This is a genomic window from Listeria valentina, assembly GCF_011800755.1.
Classification (GTDB): domain Bacteria; phylum Bacillota; class Bacilli; order Lactobacillales; family Listeriaceae; genus Listeria; species Listeria valentina.
On the sequence record NZ_JAATJW010000001.1, the window covers coordinates 102,006 to 119,967 of the forward strand.

Below are 17,962 nucleotides of genomic sequence, written 5' to 3' on the forward strand. Positions count from 1 at the left end.
TTATAATTCTTCTACGATAATATTGCCGTTTGTGAAAACACAAATTTCTGAAGCGATCTCAAGCGCATGTTTAGCAATCTCTTTTGCTTCCATGTCGTTTCCATTATGACGCATCAACGCTCGACCAGCAGCCAGTGCATAATTTCCGCCAGAACCAATCGCGAGTATCCCATCATCAGGCTCAATCACTTCCCCAGTTCCGGAAACGAGTAACAGTGTTTCTTCATCCATTACAATTAACATCGCCTCTAGTTTTCGAAGCGCATTATCACTACGCCACTCTTTAGCAAGTTCCACCGCTGCACGTTCTAAATTTCCATTATATTCATTTAGTTTACTTTCAAATTTTTCAAACAATGTAAATGCGTCGGCAACTGATCCAGCAAATCCAGCAATGACACGGTCGTGAAACAAACGTCTTACTTTTCGTGCTGTGTGTTTCATAACCACTGATTCACCAAGTGTTACTTGCCCGTCTCCTGCCATCGCACCTTTTCTATTATGCTTAACAGCGAAAATTGTCGTTGCATGCAATTCCATTAGTCAACTACCTCCTATTTTTCATGCCCGAGGATGATGCTTCATGTAAGTAGTTTTAAGATGCTCTTTAGTCACATGGGTATAGATTTGTGTAGAAGATAAACTCGCATGGCCTAGAAGCTCTTGAACCGTACGCATATCCGCTCCGTTGTTTAAAAGATCCGTTGCAAAAGTATGTCGCAACATATGTGGATGAATTTTTCTAGTTAAAGCTGCTTTTTCAATAATCTTCGTTAAACAATAGCGAATTCCGCGAGTTGATAGCGGGTCAGCGTAATGATTTATAAGTAAAGCATCATGATGTTTATGATATTTGTTTGAGAGAATGCTCCGGCCATTTTCTAGATACGTTTGCAGTGCATCCTCCAAAAAAGAGCCAAATGGAACATATCTTTCTTTGTTTCCTTTTCCTTTTATCAAAATAGCTTGATAGGCATTATCAATGTCAGAAAGCTGTATTTGCGCAGCTTCAGAAACACGTATTCCAGTTCCATAAAGAAGTTCTAAAATAACGCGATCACGAAGCGTAAGCGGTTCATCATTTTGATAAACGACCTGAAATAAAGCTTCCATTTCTTCATTGTAGAAAAACTTTGGAAGCCTAAGATCTTTTTTTGCGTGTGAGACATATGTAAATGGATTATCGGAAAGTACACTCTCACGAATCAAAAAATGATAAAAACTGCGCAAACTCGAAATCTTTCGTGCCACAGACGTGCGTGAAAATTGTCGTTCATTTAACATCGTTAGATACAAACGGACTACCATATAGTCTACTTCTGTGAAGCTTTCAATTGCTTGTTGATTTAAAAAAGTTTGAAAATCATGAATATCTTCAAAATAGGCAATTTCCGTATTATCCGAATAGTTTCTTTCTACTCGAAGATAATCCATAAACTTTGGTAAAAATTGCTCTTCTTTCATGATAAATCCACCTCTCAAACAATTCCATCGTAACACAAGGGAAAGCGAGTTGCAATAATTTTACGCATTTTTCACAACATTTCCAATTAAATTAGAATCCGCATCAATTCAAGGGTTTGAAAAGCTATAGCCAAACTGTCAAAGCTACTGTATAAAAGTTGGACTATTCAAACAAATGAAATCAAAAGAGAATAAAGGCTAGCAGAAGCAGACTAGCCCTTATCCATTATAGTCGTTTTACAATTCTTCTGCAACACTTTTTATAGCCTCTAATGCTCTTTCAGCTAATTTAGCATTTCGTTCTTGTTTTGCACGGATTTTTTCAGGAAGTTCCAGGAACAATCCAAAGTTGACGTTCATTGGTTGGAAAGTTTTCGTATTCGTCGAAGTGATATAACTCGCCATGCTGCCTATCGCACTTTCTCTTGGAAATACAACTGGCTCTTCTCCTGAAACAAAACGTGCTGCATTAATTCCAGCAGCAAGACCGCTAGCAGCTGATTCCACGTAGCCTTCTACGCCTGTCATTTGACCGGCAAAGAACAAATCTTTTCGCGTTTTTAGTTGATACGTATTTTGCATCGCCTTTGGGGAATTGATAAAGGTGTTTCGGTGCATCACACCATAACGAATGATTTCAGCATTCTCTAAACCAGGAATCATTTGGAAAACACGTTTTTGTTCGCCCCATTTTAAATGCGTTTGGAAACCTACCATATTGTAGAGCGTCCCAGCTGCATCATCTTGACGAAGTTGGAGTACCGCATAAGGACGCTTGCCTGTTTTCGGATCTTCCAATCCGACTGGTTTAAGAGGACCAAACAACATGGTTTTGATTCCCCGTTTTGCCATCACTTCAATCGGCATACAGCCTTCAAAGAAAATTTCTTTTTCAAAGCTTTTTAATTCAGCTGTTTCCGCACTGATCAAAGCTTCATAGAAGGCAGTAAACTCCTCTTGTGTCATTGGACAGTTGAGATAAGCTGCTTCCCCTTTGTCATAACGCGATTTCAAATAAACTTTATCCATGTCAATGCTATCTTTTTCGATGATTGGTGCTGCTGCATCGTAAAAATACAGATAATCTTCTCCGGTCACTTTGCGAATTTCTTCAGCCAAAGCCTCACTTGTGAGCGGTCCAGTAGCAATAATCGTTGGACCTTCTGGAATTTCTGTTACTTCTTCGTTAAAGACTGTAACAAGCGGATGATTTTTCACTTGTTCCGTTACATATCCAGAAAATTCATGGCGATCAACCGCAAGCGCTCCTCCCGCAGGGACAGAAGCAAGGTCAGCTGCTTTGATAATAATCGAATCGAGCATTCGCATTTCTTCTTTGATCACACCAACAGCATTTGTTAAGCCATTTGCACGAAGTGAGTTCGTACAAACTAGCTCGGCAAATTTATCGGTGTGATGCGCAGGGGTTTGCTTAACAGGGCGCATTTCGTACAAATGTACCTTTATGCCACGCTTTGCTAATTGCCAAGCAGCTTCACTTCCTGCTAGTCCTGCTCCAATTACATTGACTGTTTTCTCCAACTAACCTTCCTCCTTCAAAACGACTTCCAACTTATTTTTGTGCTTCTTCTTTGTAATCACAGTTCGTACACTGCACTTGAACACCTTTTTTCAATTTCTTCTCAACAAGTGCGTGCTCACCACATTTCGGACAAGGACGTTCAACCGGTTTATCCCAAGATACATAATCACAATCTGGGTACCGATTACAGCCATAAAAAATACGGTTTTTCTTGCTTTTTCTTTCGATAACTTGCCCTTCACGACATTTCGGACAAGTAACGCCAATTTCTTTTACAATCGCCTTTGTGTTGCGACATTCAGGAAAACGACTGCAAGCTAAGAACTTCCCGTATTTTCCCATTTTATATACCATAGGAGCACCACAAACATCACAATCAATCCCTGCAGGCTCATCTTTAATTTCAATTTTTTCCATTTCTTCATCCGCGCGTTTCACATGCGGTTCAAATTGCTTATAAAACTCATCAATTACTTTGATCCATTGCATTTTCCCATGTTCAATCTCATCCAGATCGTTTTCCATGTCCGCCGTAAAGCTAACATCTAAAATTTCCGGGAAGTATTCAGCGATCATTTCGTTGACGATTTCTCCCAGTTCAGTTGGCGCAAAACGTTTATTAGTTAGTGAAACGTAATTACGACGTTGAATGGTATCAATCGTTGGTGAATAAGTAGAAGGTCTACCCACACCAATCTCTTCAAGTGTCCGCACAAGTCTCGCTTCTGTATAGCGTGGAGGTGGCTGTGTGAAATGTTGACGCTGTTCAAGCGACTCCGAGGTCACTTTATCGCCTTGTTTTAACTCTGGTAAAATGTTTTCTTTTTCTTCTTTATTATCGTCGTTACTTTCAACATAAACTTTCATGAAACCAGCAAATTTGATTTTCGAACCATTTGCTCGGAAGCGAACCCCGTTATTTTCCATATCCACACGCATCGTATCAAGAACAGCAGGTGTCATCTGGCTTGCAACAAAGCGTTCCCAAATCAAACGATAAAGTCGAAGTTGATCGCGACTTAAGTATTCTTTCATTTCTTGTGGTGAACGTAAAACACTCGTTGGCCGAATCGCTTCATGGGCATCTTGTGAACCCTTTTGATTCTTATCTTGCCGCTTTTTCTTGCGTGCAAAATCAGTCCCATAATTTTCTTCAATATAGTTGTAAGCTTCATTTGTTGCTGTGTCGGAAATTCGAGTTGAGTCCGTACGCATATAGGTAATTAAACCAACCGTTCCTTGTCTCCCCAGTTTTATTCCTTCATAAAGTTGTTGCGCAAGCATCATTGTTTTACGCGTTCTAAAGTTCAGTTTACGCGCAGCTTCTTGTTGAAGCGAAGAAGTTGTGAATGGTGCAGCTGGATTACGAAGCCGTTCTTTTTTCGTAACTTCTACCACTTCATATTCTTTACCTTTGATTTTGGCCATAACTTCTTTAACATCTGCAGCATTTTGTAATTTTTTCTTTTTGCCATCTACGCCATAAAAATTAGCTTGAAAAGCCTTACGACCCTTTTTGAAGTTGCCATCAATCGTCCAGTATTCCTCAGGTTTAAAGTTATTGATTTCTTTTTCACGATCAATAATCAAACGAAGTGCAATCGACTGTACACGTCCTGCACTCAAACCTTTTTTAATTTTTTTCCAAAGAATGGGGCTGATGTTGTAACCTACAAGTCTGTCAAGTACACGCCGAGCTTGCTGGGCATCAACAAGATCCATATCAATCTTACGCGGATGTTTAAAAGATTCCTTAACAGCATCTTTCGTGATTTCATTAAAAACGACCCGCAGATCGTCTGATTGATCAAGTTCTAAGCTATTCGCTAAATGCCAAGCGATTGCTTCTCCTTCTCTGTCGGGGTCAGCTGCGAGATAAACTTTTTTAGCTTTTTTAGCCGCTTGTTTCAATTCTTTTAAAACAGGTCCTTTACCACGGATCGTAATATATTTAGGTTCAAAGTCATGTTCAAAATCAACGCCCATCTGGCTCTTCGGTAAATCGCGAACATGTCCCATTGAAGCTTTAACTTGATATTTTTTTCCGAGATATTTTTCAATTGTTTTAGCTTTTGCTGGTGATTCTACAATAACAAGATAGTCTGCCATGTATTCATTTCCTCCCTAATTGGGTCAAATAAACGGGCTAAATAAATGATGAAGCTTTTATTTTTTGCCTCGTTGTACTGTTCAAATTATCCAAAGTGTTCGAACAACTTGATTCAGTAGTCAATCATAGCCCGTAAAAAATAGTTTGTCAATCCATATATTTCTCAAACTAAATTTTACGCACTTAATATAGAAGGTTTATGCCGTCCCTTAGCAAACTTATCTTAAAAATTTTAGAAATGCAAGCTAAATCCCCTGTTTCTCATGAAAATTTAATTCTTTGAGTCAAAATATGAAACTTTCCACAACCTGCTTAGGGTTTGTCACAAGCCTTGCCCCTTCCATAATCAGTGAATGTGCGCCCGCTGAGCCATCTGAAAAAATATTTCCAGGAACCACAAAAACTTCCCGATTTTGTTCAACTGCATACTGAATAGTAAGAAGTGACCCTCCTCGCAATTTTTCCTCCGTAAGCAGTATTCCTCTCGCAAGTCCGCTTAGCAGCCTGCTTCGTTCCTCCAAAAATTTAGAGTCAAACACAGTGTCTGGCGCATATTCAGAAATTGTTACCCCTTTCTGCTCAACTTTTTCAAGCAAAGACCGACTGTTTTTCGGGAAAATGGAGTGATGCCCTGACGCTAATACACACACTACGTGGCCACCTAGTCCAACTGACGTTCTCAAAACAGTTTCTTCCGTTCAAAGTACCAGTCAGCACTCCAAATTTCGATTTCATCAAGCCTCTTGTAAAAAAACGAGCCACTGCCTTTCCGTAAGGGCGCATCTGATGTGCTCCAATCACCGTAATCAAGTCCTTTGTTAACAATGAAAAGTCTCCTTTCGCAAACAGAAACGGAGGTGGATAAGCAATCTCGCGTAACAGATAAGGATAGCAATCTTCATCATAAAAAACGAGTCGCCCACCTTCCTCAAAAAAAATGGGAAAGCCTATCGTTTCGCTCTCCACGCACTTTCGTTCCTCCCTAGATAAGCACGTCAAAATTCCTTTGCTCGTTTTTTGATTACGATACTGATCAAATAGTTCTGCGCGCCTCCTAGCAGGTAACCTAGCCAGCCGCCTCCATTCAGAATGATCCATTTTAAAACCCATTAATTCAACCTCCTTTTTAGCTATCTTACTGAAAGTTATCATCAAGGTAAAATCCACAAAATAAGTTTTTCAAGCAAGCAAAAAAGCTGCCTGCAAACAGACAGCTCATTATCAGACTTTTATTTAGTTTTCTACACCCAATTTTTCAAGCAAAAAACGATTTTACGGGAGCAAAGCTTACTCGGTGAATCGGGCATGGTCCAAGTTTTTCTAAGCCTTCAAGATGCTTTTTCGTTCCATAGCCCATGTTATTTTGAAAATCATAACCTGGATAGAGCTCTTCAAATTCACACATCATTCGGTCTCGTTCTACTTTAGCCAAGATGGAAGCCGCTGCGATCGAAATACTTTTCGCATCTCCTTTAATGATTGAGCATTCATTTTCAAAGTGACCAAGTGGCATCGCATCAATTAACGTATAATCAGGCGTAACAGAAAGTTGATCCAAAGCCTCTTTCATCGCGCATTTTGTCGCTTCATAAATGTTAATTTCATCAATCACTTCGTGCGAAACTACACCAATTCCATATGAAACAGCTTGTTTTTTAATCTCTTCACTATAAAAAAGACGCTTTGCTTCACTAAGCTGTTTGGAATCATTCATTCCGAGTAATTCAAAATCCTCTTTTAAAATCACAGCTGCAGCAACCACTGGACCGGCAAGTGGGCCTCTTCCCACTTCGTCCACACCTGCAATTTGCAGATAGCCTTGCTCCCGGTAAAACAACTCATAGGCTTTCATTTCTTGAAATTGTTCCTGTAGTTTTTTTTGCTTTTCTAAACGCCTTTCAGCAGCAACAACTAGTTTGGCTACCCCTTTTCTGGAATCCTCTCGAAATAAGAGCAATTCGTCCTCAGTCTGCACCTTCTCGAGCAAGCTTTTCACGTCAGCTATCGATAGTTTCTGCATCTTCCGCGTCCTCTTTTTCTGGAAAGTCAAAGGAGAGTCTTCCTAATTTTTGTGTGCGAATTTCACGTACAACAAATTCTGCAGCACGCCCATAATCGGCATCACCGTATCTGTCCAAGAATCCTCTTCTTTCCGCAATTTCTTTCAACCATTCAATTCCCGTTTCATTTTCCGACTCTACTTGATGCCATTTGTGAAATTGACTTGGGTAGTGAGTATGAATAAACGTTAACCCAAAAACTGCGATATCTTCCATATTCAGCAAGTCATCTTTTATAGCGCCCGTTAAAGCTAATTTATAGCCTACCTCTTGGTCTTCAAATTTTGGCCAAAGAATACCAGGCGTATCAAGTAGTTCAAGCGCTTTCCCCACTTTTATCCATTGTTGGGCTTTCGTTACACCCGGTTTGTTTCCTGTTTTGGCAATATTTTTCTTAGCAAGCCGGTTAATGAGCGTGGATTTCCCCACATTCGGAATCCCTAAAATCATTGCTCGAATCGCACGCGGTCTCATTCCACGTTCTCTTAAGCGCGCAAATTTTTCAGCCATAAGCGCCTCAGCTGCTTTTTCAATCGCATGCATATTCTTTCCCTGCTGCGCGTTCACCGCAACAGCCATGAGCCCTTTTTCCTTAAAATGTCGAATCCAAGCTTGCGTTGTCTTTTCGTCTGCCATATCAGCTTTATTCAAGATAATCACTCTTTTTTTCTGATGAATAATTTCTTCAAGCATAGGATTGGAAGATGAAACAGGAATGCGCGCATCAACCAATTCAAAAATCACATCTACTAATTTTAATTTTTCCGTCACTTCACGGCGAGCTTTCGCCATGTGACCAGGAAACCACTGAATTGTCATCTATTTATACTCCTACTTTATAATTTTGGCATTATCAATTGGCCAGTAACTTAGCGGGGCTGTTCCTAGCACTTTACTTTTTGAGATTGGACCAACAATGCGACTATCACGACTAGCTCGCCTGTTATCCCCTAATACAAAATAAGTATCTTTTGGAACTTTACCATCTTTCAGCATTTCTTTCGTGCTATAGTTTTCTGTCAAATAGCCTTCCTTCATTTTCTTACGATACGTATCTAAATACGGCTCCTCATATCTTTTTCCATTTACATAGAGCACATCAGATCTATATTCAACTTCATCGCCGGGAAGTCCAATCACACGTTTAATATAATCTGTCTTCCCTTCTCGAAACACAATCACATCAAATCGTTCAATTTTATCAAAGCGATTAATGATTACTCGGTCCCCATCACGCAAGGTCGGCATCATAGAAACACCGTCTACCATGATTGGAATGAATAAATAGAAGCGGATAATCATCGCCAAAACAACGGCCACGACAAGCGCCCAAATCCACGCCCAAAGCATTTTCAAATTTTTCTCTTTCACGTTCTGCACCGCCTCAATCAAACTTCCAAACCTCTATCCGTATTATAAACGAAAAAAAGCTCGCTGAATAGCCAAAAATCCGTGAAGCAGCTTCACGGATTTTACTTTTCATTTTATTTCTTACCAAAGTTCATGACAACGCCATCCACAGCGGATGCATTAATAAAACCAAATATTCGACTGTCCATGCTTCCTTCGCGATTATCTCCAAGTACGAAAAGCTTGCCATCAGGGACAGTTTTGGAACCCGTGATGTCTTTCAGGGTAAAGTCTCCATCACCATCTCCCGGTTCCCGGTAAGTCTTCATACCATCCGCCAAGTAAGACTCATTATGCTTTTTACCATTCACATAAAGTTCGCCGTTCTTAAATTCAATTTTATCACCTGGAACTCCGATTACACGTTTGATGAAATATTTCCCTTCGTCGCCTGTCGATACCGGAGCATCAAAAACAATTTTATCAAACCGATCTGGTTTGGTTATTTTTTCAATAAAAATCCGATTGCCATCTTCATAAGTAGGATACATTGACATGCCATCAACTTTTACTGGAGCAAATACAAAAGTACGTACGAGCATTGCAATCCCAACTGCTACCAAAATGACAAGGATCCAGCTCAGTATTTGTCGCCAAACGGATTTTTTCTTTACTTCTTCTGTCATAAAATTTCTACTTCCTCTCGAATAAGCCTGCTTCTAGTCAGATATTTTTTCTCATAATCCCATTAATTATTTTGATTGTAAAGAAAACAAGTCTATATTCTAACCCTCACCTTTTCAGTGAGCTTCCAAATGAAATGACTTTGCCAATCACATCATCTTCACTAATAAATCCGATATAGCGGCTGTCTTTACTAATTCGCCGATTATCGCCTAAAACAAATAAGTGATTTTTCGGTACGACTTTCGCATTTTTAACTGCAGGCAAATCTTCAAGTTTAAAATTATTTGTTAAATAGCCATTTGCAATTTTTTCTTTTTCACCATCTAAATACGGTTCATCATACTTCTTGCCATTAATATATAGCGTATCTTTTTTATACTTCACTGTATCTCCAGGAAGTCCAATCACTCGTTTAATATACTCTGCTCCTTTTTCATCAGGTGCAGGGAATACAATAATGTCAAACCTTTTCGGCGTTGAAAGTTTATTGATAAATAAGTGCTCACCATCATGAAGCGTTGGATCCATTGAATCCCCGTAAACCGTTACCGGTGAAATCAAAAAATAACGAATCGCAAAAGCCACAACTAAAGCGATCAGAATGACTTTCAGCCAACCGAAGATAGACGAAAAAAAAGTACCTTTTCCTTGTTCTTTTTTCATCCCTTCAATTCCTCTCTAAATGAATTTATTAAAGTATAGCATGAAAAATCAGTGTGTCCAAGAAATGCTTTGGAAGCTAAAAAAGCCAACACCTTAAAAAGATGCTGGCTTTTCCTCATGCTGAAGTTTTCGTCGGGATTACAGAGCCGTCGTCTAACTGCATCTGTGGATATTCTTCTCCCGTAACGGCTTCTTTCGTAATGATACACTTAGCGATATCATCTCGAGATGGAATTTCAAACATCACATCAAGCATAATGCGTTCAATGATCGAACGAAGACCACGCGCACCTGTCTTCCGGTGGATCGCTTCTTTCGCAATTTCAAGAAGTGCTCCGTCCGTAAATTCAAGTTCTACATCATCAAGTTCTAACATTTTTTGATATTGCTTAACAAGCGCATTTTTAGGTTGTGTCAGGATAGAAACTAGTGTTTCTTCGTCAAGTTGTTCAAGTGTTGCAATAACCGGCAAACGTCCGATAAATTCAGGAATCAAACCGAATTTAAGCAAATCTTCCGGTACCACTTTAGACAAATAAGTTTCATCTTCATCAAGCACTTCGTTTTCAGTGCCGAATCCGATTACCTTCTCTCCCATACGGTTTTTGACGATTTGTTCGATCCCGTCAAAAGCACCGCCGACGATAAATAAAATGTTGCTTGTATCAATTTGAATAAATTCTTGATGCGGATGCTTTCTGCCCCCTTGCGGAGGAACACTTGCAACAGTACCTTCTAGAATTTTAAGCAAGGCTTGTTGAACCCCTTCCCCTGAAACATCTCGAGTAATCGAAGGATTTTCAGACTTGCGGGCAACCTTATCAATTTCATCAATGTAAATAATGCCTTTTTCAGCTTTTTCTACATCAAAATCCGCCGCTTGAATCAACTTAAGCAAGATATTTTCAACATCTTCTCCAACATATCCAGCTTCGGTAAGTGAAGTGGCATCAGCAATTGCAAACGGAACATTTAAAATGCGTGCAAGAGTTTGTGCAAGAAGTGTCTTCCCGCTTCCTGTTGGACCGATAATACAAATGTTACTCTTTGAAAGTTCTACATCATCTTCTGCCGATTCATTGGAATTAATACGTTTATAATGGTTATATACAGCAACAGAAAGCGCCTTTTTCGCACGCTCCTGACCAATGACATAATCACTTAAAATCGAACGGATTTCATGTGGTTTTGGAACCTCGCCAAAATCAACCGCTTCCGATACGTTCAGTTCTTCTTCAATGATCTCGTTGCAAAGTTCGATGCATTCATCACAAATATATACGCCTGGGCCAGCAACAAGTTTTCTAACTTGGTCTTGAGTTTTTCCACAAAAGGAGCACTTAAGTTGACCTTTTTCATCATTAAATTTGAACAAATTCATTTCACCCCTTCATATCAATGGAATCGAGGTTTTTCAATTCCTTGTGATACTAATCATAGCACCACCACTCAAAAAATACTACTCATCTGATTTATAAAAAAGAAAGGACATGAGAGCATTCTCGTGTCCTTCTGTTACAAAAACCGATGTGTCCTTTTATTTTTCGACAGCACTGTCTACTAAAAGATCAATCGCTTTACGGATTTTAAGATCTGCTTTAAGTTCACTCAAATCACCAAGTGCTTGACGAACTGCTTCTTTTTCCATTCCGTATTTTTCTGCAAGCGAGCTTACTTCTTCATCGATTTCAGCTTCTGCCGGTTCGATGTTTTCAGCATCAGCAATCGCTTCAAGAACTAAATTCATTTTCACGCGTTTTTCAGCGTCTTTTTCCATTTGTTCGTGCATTTTTTCTTCAGTTTGTCCAGTAAATTGATAGTAAAGTTCTGGTGTCAAACCTTGAGCTTGCAAGTCTTGAGCAAAATGGCTCATCAAATGATCTGCTTCATGATGGATCATTGCATGTGGAATATCCACTTCTGCATTTGCCACCGCTTTTTCAATCACTTCATCTTGTTTTGCTTGACTAGCAGTATCTTCTTTTGCTTCTTTTAGACGTTTTGTTGTTTTTTCTTTAAGTTCTGCCACTGTTTCCACTTCGGAATCGATGTCTTTTGCAAGCTCATCATCTAGTTCAGGAACTTCTTTTGTTTTGATTTCATGAACTTTCACTTTGAAAGTGGCTGGTTGTCCAGCTAGATCTTCCGCATGATATTCTTCAGGGAAAGTGATCGCTACTTCTTTTTCTTCACCAGCTTTTGTGCCAACTAATTGTTCTTCAAAGCCAGGAATGAATTGACCAGATCCAAGTTCAAGAGAATAGTTGTCAGCTTGTCCGCCTTCAAATGGTTCCCCGTCTTTAAATCCTTCAAAATCAATCACTACAGTATCGCCATTTGCAGCTGGTTCGTCTTCTTTTACAACAAGATCAGCTTGACGCTCAGTTAGATTTTTAAGTTCTTCTTCTACTTCTTCGTCTTTAAGCTCAGCATCTTGTTTCGCAACTTCTAGTCCTTTGTAATCGCCAAGTTTCACCTCAGGTTTTACAGTTACTTCAGCTGTTAGCTTCCAGTTTTCACCTTTTTCCATTGATTCCACATTTACTTGTGGTGTATCAACTGGATCGATTCCTGCTTCTTCTATAGCCCGTGTGTAAACTTCTGGAAGAATGATATCGAGTGCATCTTGATAAAGCGCTTCTTCTCCAAAACGTTGATTAAAAATTTGACGTGGCACTTTTCCTTTACGGAATCCAGGTACATTTAAAGTTTTACGAACTTTTTGGAAAGCTCGGTCAAGACCTGTTTTAATTTCTTCTTGATTAATTTCAAAAGAAAGGGTTCCTACGTTGCCTTCTTTTTTTTCCCATTTTACTGACATGGTTCTATTCCCTCCATCATCTATTTAATTAAATGTAAATAAGTTCATGACAAGTTTCAGCCATACCCGTATATTTTAACATAAAACCCACATGATGAAAACAGGAAAGCCGATTTAGAGCAAATAATTTTGTTGATGTTCCTCTAAATTCTGAATAAATGAAAGAGCCTTTTCAAGTTCTGCCGTTGGTTCGATCTCCAAAAAAGCCCCATAAAGGTCGCTTGCAAAAAGTAAATAGGCATCTTTCCAAAGACTCGCTTCCCCTGGCTTAAACGTAAAAGGATATAACATGAACGCATGATGTTGAACAGTTTGGAGAAGTTGATCGAGGAGCGTTGGATTTTCATTCTCGAGGCGTTCCTTCAACAAATCCAAAATCACATTGACAAACGCATCTTCTCCTAAGAAGGAAACATCAACAGGGTTAAACTCCTCCTCCATCCCTAGTTTACATACTTTAAAAGGTTGGTTTACTTCATGTTCTTGCAATAATTCAAATATGATGGACTGAACAAACGGCGAAGCTGATTTATCTGCCAAAACTGCATGAAAGCTGTCCAAAAAAGGTTCGATCGATTCAAACCTAATTTTTTGCAAGAACTCAAGCTGTTCAGCTACTGGTAAATTTGTCCAGTTCTCTTTTTGCGATCTAGTCACTAACTTTTTAGGGAATGGAATTATGTTATGATCGGATTTGCTCGAATCAACTTCTTCTTGTGTTTCTTCTTCTGTAAAATACCGCACGAGTGAAAAATAAGTATCCATTTCATCTGTATTCATATAAGCAAGCGCAAGTTCAGTCAGAATCTCCTTATTATAACCATTCATTGTTAAGAAAGATCGACCTGTGTGTTTGGCTAGCTCATATTCGCCCATTTCCGTATATAGACGAACAAGTCCTTTAGCAATAAGTGCATCACAAGGATCCAGCTCATACTGCTTTTCTAAAAAAGAAAGCACCCCCGCTTGTTCTATTTGATTTAAAATTTGATGTTTTCCTTCCAGCCAATTTAAAATGTTGGTAGGAAAGTGTTTCCCCTGCTCGGTCATCGTTTAAACCCGCCCCTATTCAAAAAAATTACTCACTCCACTAATTTGCTTCATTCTATATTTACCGCGCCAGCTTGTCAAGTTCACAACTGCACAATCTTTCTTTCATTCATCTCTAGCAAGCAAGTGAGCTACCCCATTCTATCATAGAAGCATGGATAAGTAGAGAGGAATCACAAAATGTCTATTTTTTGTAACATTTCGAGAGAATGAAGCGTAAAACGGCTTTATCCCAACAAAAAAACACGGCACATTGTACCGTGTTCTTCTTCTTAATCACAAAAGTCACTTAAATCACAATTTAGAATTTCACTCAAGATAACCGCGTTTTGATAAGAAAGCCTTACACTTCCTTTTTCCACATTCGCATAGCCGCTCCTTTAGGTTACAAAGGCACAGAAAAAAGCCCTAACTTTTGTCAGGGCTTTAGTTTATTTTGCTTTTTCTTTATCCCATAAAGGTGAAGAATATTCAGTACCATACCCTAATTTTGCATCTTCTTTATTTATTTCAACTGTTAATTTTAATATATGGAAAAACTTCTTTTTCGCCTCTTCAAATGTTGTAAATTCAAAAGTCTTTCCGATGACATAACTTCTATCATCGCGAGAATTTACCATGAATTTATCGTCTTTTACATATAGGTGTACAGCAAATGGAACTTTACTATCTTCATCAAATAGTACATAACGCAACGTTTGATAATTTTTTTTATTTATTTCTTGCTCGATTTCTTTTTTAAAATCTTTTAACTGTTGATTAGTCATTCTAGTTAACCTCCTTTACTAGTCCGAGCATCTCATAATATTTCACATCAGTAATAAATTTAATTTGTTGTCCTCCTCCAGCGCCAAAGACTTCTGCAACCTGTCCTTTTTGAATACTCGCCAGATCTTTAAAGTCAAGACCAAATTTCCCCATTATTCTATCTAATTGTTTCTTTACTGCTGGAGTAGCATTATTATAGGCATTTTTTATATTTGTTTCCGTAATATCATCCACTATCGTATATTGATGATATGCCTTTGCGCTTTCAGGATAAGGAAGACCCCTTGTGTCATAATCAAGTATCTTCCCATTTTCGACAGGACTCGTAAACCTACCAGCAGAGTTTCCAAACCTATCAACAACCTGTCCAGCTTTTAGATTTGCGTCAACTGTAATCGGGTTTCCTGCACTATCACAAACAAAGCCATCTGCATCTGGCCACTTTATTTCTCCAGCTTCATCTAGATAATCGGGAGACCTTACAAGCTCGCCTTTCGATGATTTATAAGCTGTCTCACCATTTTTCAATGTTACTTTTTCAGGCTCAAATACCTTGCTTGTTTCTTTAATTATATCATTTGTTTGACGTCCTCCGCCATTCAAATTCAGATCATACTTTTGTAGAACCTCTTTCATTTTCTCTGTGGCATTGCTTACTCGAGATGTTCCGCTTGGTGGAAGTGCGCCAAATCCATCGGCGGCGAGTTGACGTCTTGAGTTCAAATTCAGGTTGTTCTTAAAATTATCCGCTACTCGCCCGACTTCATCTAGTCCTCTCGTAGCCTTTTCAACGCCTGTATGTATCCCTTCTTTTACAGTCGTTTTTAAGCTATTAATCCGTGTTAAGGCACTTTTTTGCCCTAGCTTGAGGAAGTCATCCGCTTTCGATGGAATGCTCTTCACACCGTGCAGAAGATTATCGCTTAAACTGGCAAGCTTAGTGCCTGATCGAATGGCTTGCGTGCCTCCTGAGAAAGCTTTCATGCCTGGTACAATATCCAACAGTGAAAAGGCTCCACGCATCGCTCTTTCTGATGTATCCAGTTCGCGACCCGTTAACCAATCTTTCCCACTCACTGCCGCACTCATTTCTAAACCACCATAAGCCAAACCCAACGCAAGTCCTGCTGGTGGACAGAAAATACTCACGCCAACAATCGCCACCGTTGCCACAACATTCACCCAAAACTCTTTTTTCTGCTGTTCGTCTTTGATAGAAGTATACTCAAAGGCTCGTGAGTTCAACATGGCACTTCTAAATTCTTTTTGGCTCACATCTTGATCTTTATTCTGCCTTTTCCATTCCTTGTACTGGAGTTTCATTTGATCGGCATAATAATTATCACCGCTGAACAAATCGTCCAAACTAACTTCTTTTTTCGGCACCTCAATTTGTTCTTGTGTGTAACTATTCGCATACGTTGTGACGGTTTTAGTCGCACCTATTCGATTTTTCGTTGTAAACTTCGAAGCGTCTAAGTCCCGCATCCCTTCCACAAATTCATCTAATGCCTCGTAAAAAGGTTGGTCAATCTTGTCCTCCACAAGTTCCCCTGCTTCTCCCGCAAAGTCATGTAAGACCTCAAAATCTTCATAGAGTTCTTGGAGTTTGTGCTTGTTATCGGTGTGAGAAAAAGAGATCGCGCCATCTGCATCTAACCTCGCTATATCCTTCTCCACTTCTTCTAAGTTCTTAGAAACATCTTTTAGGCTGTCTATGGCACCCTTTCCCCAAACACCTTTTCCAATGAGGTTTCCGATGCTTTTTTCTGCTTTTTCAAAATCATCTTCCTGATAATGAACATCTTTCACCAATCATATTCACCTGCCTATTTAGTTTTCTTCCAGTTTAGCATAAGAGAGAAAAAGAAGATGTAGACATTTTGTGAACTTTTCTAACGATTATACATAAAAAAAGAACCCCGCCCAAAAAAGGACGAGGCACAGATGCGTTTACGACCGTTTCTCATGCGGTCGCTTACGTGTTTCACTATCAAACAGAGCGAAAGACAATTAACAGCATGTTTTTTCTAAAAACGAACCCCGCCCAAAAGGACGAGGTCATGCATAGTAAGGGAGTTGGCAATGCAATCACCCGTGCATAAGGGGGTGCTCATGCACATATTTATTATAAGGAATGGCTTTTGCTATTTCAACCAATAGTTTGGTGTATAAAATACTTTCTTTTGTTTCGTGAAATAGGCAGATTTAAGCCCTATTCTTTCGGGGTAATGTTTTAATTTTGTGCCCGGCTTATATGTCAAAATCTGCCCACCACGCAAATTTTTATTATCCCAGAAAATAGCGAACGCATTGACTGTTGCAGAAATACGCCCTGCGCTATCAGGTTTGCTTAGATTTTTCAAAAAGCTGTGATAGATAAACCCTTCTTTTCCATCTACATAAGCTCGATACCAGTAACTGTTGTACTTGTACACTTTAATTCTAGTCCCTGTCTTCCATAGTCTGATAGGTGTTTGACTTTTAAATTGTGGCTTAGGCATGAAAGGCGCTACATCTTGAACCGTTGCACGAATTGCGTTTGGGTTCACCGTTGAACCTTTCGATGCCGCCACTAAGTCTTTTTCAAACTGAGCTTTCGTGATGCCCCATTGTTTCAAATAACCATAGGGATCTGTATGCGTAGTTCCTCCGAGCTTTGCCCGTATCCAGTCATGCGATTTAATCCCTCGATTTCCTACACCACTTCCGCTATCCAATGTGATGGGAATACCCGCTTCTTTAGCCAAATTAACCAGTAATTGGCAATAAGCTGCATAGTCTTTTTGGAAAGTCGCCTTATCTTTTGCACGACAGAGTTCCACTTGAGCATAGGCGTAGGCATTTCCTTTCGAACCACATCCCCAGCTCGCATAGCCAGTAGGTGCAATCTGAACTACGCGTCCGCCACCACCGACAAAATGAGTTACAAATGCGTTTTGCCAGTTTCGAGACATATAAGCCACTTCGTTATCAATCGTTGAATTGGGATTAGAAGTTTCATGTGCCACGATAAAGTTTTTCGCTTTTAGTTTTGTTTTCGGAAGTCCGCTGATTAGTTTCTTTTCAATTTGATACGCCATTATTTGTCCTCTCCTCGTAAAATATATTTTAGAAAGATAAATGATCTTCCCTAAATGTTTCATTTCTTTTCCTTACGGAATAAGTTTCGATATTGTTGAATTTCTCAGATACAATGGATGTATGGAAAGGATCCATCGGGAATTTGCTGTTCCCTCCTGTAGATAATCTACGACTAAAAGTCTGTTGCCCGAGCCATTGTTATCCCTGCCAACACACTAGCTGTTTCGATTGTATTTTGGGCTTCTGGCTAGTAGAACCAGAAGGCAGCTTCCAAAAGGCAATCCTTGTATTCTTTTAGGCGAGGTTGTGGTTACACAATGAGCTTCTGGGAAATCCCACAGTATCGAAGCAATTTCCAAATA

17 protein-coding genes and 1 pseudogene are annotated in these 17,962 nt (G+C 39.4%); all 18 read right to left on the minus strand.

Translation table 11 applies throughout. From position 1 onward, the window contains the following. Window positions 1–540, minus strand: a complete 540-nt coding sequence (hslV, locus tag HCK02_RS00505) for an ATP-dependent protease subunit HslV (RefSeq protein ID WP_167628061.1) — start codon at window positions 538–540, stop codon at window positions 1–3. A 21-nt stretch (window positions 541–561) separates the two neighbouring features. Further along, window positions 562–1,464: a tyrosine recombinase XerC gene (gene xerC / locus HCK02_RS00510; protein WP_167628063.1), complete on the minus strand. Its 903-nt coding sequence runs from the start codon at window positions 1,462–1,464 to the stop codon at window positions 562–564. Between the two features lie 237 nt (window positions 1,465–1,701). Continuing rightward, the gene (gene trmFO / locus HCK02_RS00515; RefSeq protein ID WP_167628065.1) at window positions 1,702–3,006 is read right to left on the minus strand and encodes an FADH(2)-oxidizing methylenetetrahydrofolate--tRNA-(uracil(54)-C(5))-methyltransferase TrmFO; all 1,305 of its coding nucleotides are present in this window, start codon (window positions 3,004–3,006) and stop codon (window positions 1,702–1,704) included. 31 nt (window positions 3,007–3,037) lie between these two features. Continuing rightward, complete coding sequence (gene topA / locus HCK02_RS00520) at window positions 3,038–5,116, minus strand: type I DNA topoisomerase (RefSeq protein ID WP_115752306.1); 2,079 nt, start codon at window positions 5,114–5,116, stop codon at window positions 3,038–3,040. Between the two features lie 285 nt (window positions 5,117–5,401). Continuing rightward, on the minus strand, window positions 5,402–5,800 hold the full coding sequence (locus HCK02_RS14165) for a DNA-processing protein DprA (protein WP_281348861.1): 399 nt from the start codon (window positions 5,798–5,800) through the stop codon (window positions 5,402–5,404). Then, a complete protein-coding gene (locus HCK02_RS14250) occupies window positions 5,706–6,269 on the minus strand; it encodes a DNA-processing protein DprA (protein ID WP_425482821.1) in 564 nt (187 codons plus the stop codon). Before HCK02_RS14250 ends, HCK02_RS14165 begins: the two co-directional genes overlap by 95 nt. A 103-nt stretch (window positions 6,270–6,372) precedes the next feature. Beyond that, a complete protein-coding gene (locus HCK02_RS00535) occupies window positions 6,373–7,137 on the minus strand; it encodes a ribonuclease HII (RefSeq protein WP_167628070.1) in 765 nt (254 codons plus the stop codon). Continuing rightward, window positions 7,115–7,996, minus strand: coding sequence for a ribosome biogenesis GTPase YlqF (gene ylqF, locus HCK02_RS00540; protein ID WP_167628072.1), 882 nt, complete (start codon window positions 7,994–7,996; stop codon window positions 7,115–7,117). Before ylqF ends, HCK02_RS00535 begins: the two co-directional genes overlap by 23 nt. Before the next feature lie 12 nt (window positions 7,997–8,008). Beyond that, window positions 8,009–8,548 carry a type I signal peptidase SipZ gene (gene sipZ, locus HCK02_RS00545; protein ID WP_167628074.1) on the minus strand — a complete coding sequence of 180 codons (540 nt, stop codon included), beginning with the start codon at window positions 8,546–8,548 and terminating at the stop codon, window positions 8,009–8,011. 113 nt (window positions 8,549–8,661) lie between these two features. Further along, complete coding sequence (gene sipY, locus HCK02_RS00550; protein WP_167628076.1) at window positions 8,662–9,213, minus strand: type I signal peptidase SipY; 552 nt, start codon at window positions 9,211–9,213, stop codon at window positions 8,662–8,664. 106 nt (window positions 9,214–9,319) lie between these two features. Then, window positions 9,320–9,877, minus strand: coding sequence for a type I signal peptidase SipX (gene sipX / locus HCK02_RS00555; RefSeq protein ID WP_167628078.1), 558 nt, complete (start codon window positions 9,875–9,877; stop codon window positions 9,320–9,322). A 115-nt stretch (window positions 9,878–9,992) separates the two neighbouring features. Beyond that, window positions 9,993–11,252 carry an ATP-dependent protease ATP-binding subunit ClpX gene (gene clpX / locus HCK02_RS00560; RefSeq protein ID WP_167628080.1) on the minus strand — a complete coding sequence of 420 codons (1,260 nt, stop codon included), beginning with the start codon at window positions 11,250–11,252 and terminating at the stop codon, window positions 9,993–9,995. 162 nt (window positions 11,253–11,414) lie between these two features. Then, window positions 11,415–12,698, minus strand: a complete 1,284-nt coding sequence (gene tig / locus HCK02_RS00565; protein WP_167628082.1) for a trigger factor — start codon at window positions 12,696–12,698, stop codon at window positions 11,415–11,417. A gap of 114 nt (window positions 12,699–12,812) precedes the next feature. Further along, entirely contained in the window at window positions 12,813–13,748 is a 936-nt protein-coding gene (locus tag HCK02_RS00570) for a tetratricopeptide repeat protein (protein WP_167628084.1), read from the minus strand. A gap of 272 nt (window positions 13,749–14,020) precedes the next feature. Continuing rightward, window positions 14,021–14,125 (minus strand): annotated as a pseudogene (locus HCK02_RS14070) (helix-turn-helix domain-containing protein); the annotation flags it as partial. Window positions 14,126–14,179: 54 nt separating this feature from the next. Then, window positions 14,180–14,515 carry an Imm59 family immunity protein gene (locus HCK02_RS00580; protein WP_167628086.1) on the minus strand — a complete coding sequence of 112 codons (336 nt, stop codon included), beginning with the start codon at window positions 14,513–14,515 and terminating at the stop codon, window positions 14,180–14,182. 1 nt (window position 14,516) lies between these two features. Next, on the minus strand, window positions 14,517–16,328 hold the full coding sequence (locus HCK02_RS14030; RefSeq protein ID WP_246215499.1) for a glycohydrolase toxin TNT-related protein: 1,812 nt from the start codon (window positions 16,326–16,328) through the stop codon (window positions 14,517–14,519). Window positions 16,329–16,663: 335 nt separating this feature from the next. After that, window positions 16,664–17,599: an N-acetylmuramoyl-L-alanine amidase gene (locus HCK02_RS00595; protein ID WP_167628088.1), complete on the minus strand. Its 936-nt coding sequence runs from the start codon at window positions 17,597–17,599 to the stop codon at window positions 16,664–16,666. Window positions 17,600–17,962: the final 363 nt, after the last annotated feature.

Bases quoted from the DNA above. Each gene is read 5' to 3' on its own strand.
- hslV (WP_167628061.1), bottom strand. From the start codon at position 540: ATGGAATTGCATGCAACGACAATTTTCGCTGTTAAGCATAATAGAAAA.
- xerC (WP_167628063.1), bottom strand. From the start codon at position 1,464: ATGAAAGAAGAGCAATTTTTACCAAAGTTTATGGATTATCTTCGAGTA.
- topA (WP_115752306.1), bottom strand. From the start codon at position 5,116: ATGGCAGACTATCTTGTTATTGTAGAATCACCAGCAAAAGCTAAAACA.
- HCK02_RS14250 (WP_425482821.1), bottom strand. From the start codon at position 6,269: ATGATAACTTTCAGTAAGATAGCTAAAAAGGAGGTTGAATTAATGGGT.
- HCK02_RS00535 (WP_167628070.1), bottom strand. From the start codon at position 7,137: ATGCAGAAACTATCGATAGCTGACGTGAAAAGCTTGCTCGAGAAGGTG.
- ylqF (WP_167628072.1), bottom strand. From the start codon at position 7,996: ATGACAATTCAGTGGTTTCCTGGTCACATGGCGAAAGCTCGCCGTGAA.
- sipY (WP_167628076.1), bottom strand. From the start codon at position 9,213: ATGACAGAAGAAGTAAAGAAAAAATCCGTTTGGCGACAAATACTGAGC.
- sipX (WP_167628078.1), bottom strand. From the start codon at position 9,877: ATGAAAAAAGAACAAGGAAAAGGTACTTTTTTTTCGTCTATCTTCGGT.
- tig (WP_167628082.1), bottom strand. From the start codon at position 12,698: ATGTCAGTAAAATGGGAAAAAAAAGAAGGCAACGTAGGAACCCTTTCT.
- HCK02_RS00570 (WP_167628084.1), bottom strand. From the start codon at position 13,748: ATGACCGAGCAGGGGAAACACTTTCCTACCAACATTTTAAATTGGCTG.
- HCK02_RS00580 (WP_167628086.1), bottom strand. From the start codon at position 14,515: ATGACTAATCAACAGTTAAAAGATTTTAAAAAAGAAATCGAGCAAGAA.
- HCK02_RS00595 (WP_167628088.1), bottom strand. From the start codon at position 17,599: ATGGCGTATCAAATTGAAAAGAAACTAATCAGCGGACTTCCGAAAACA.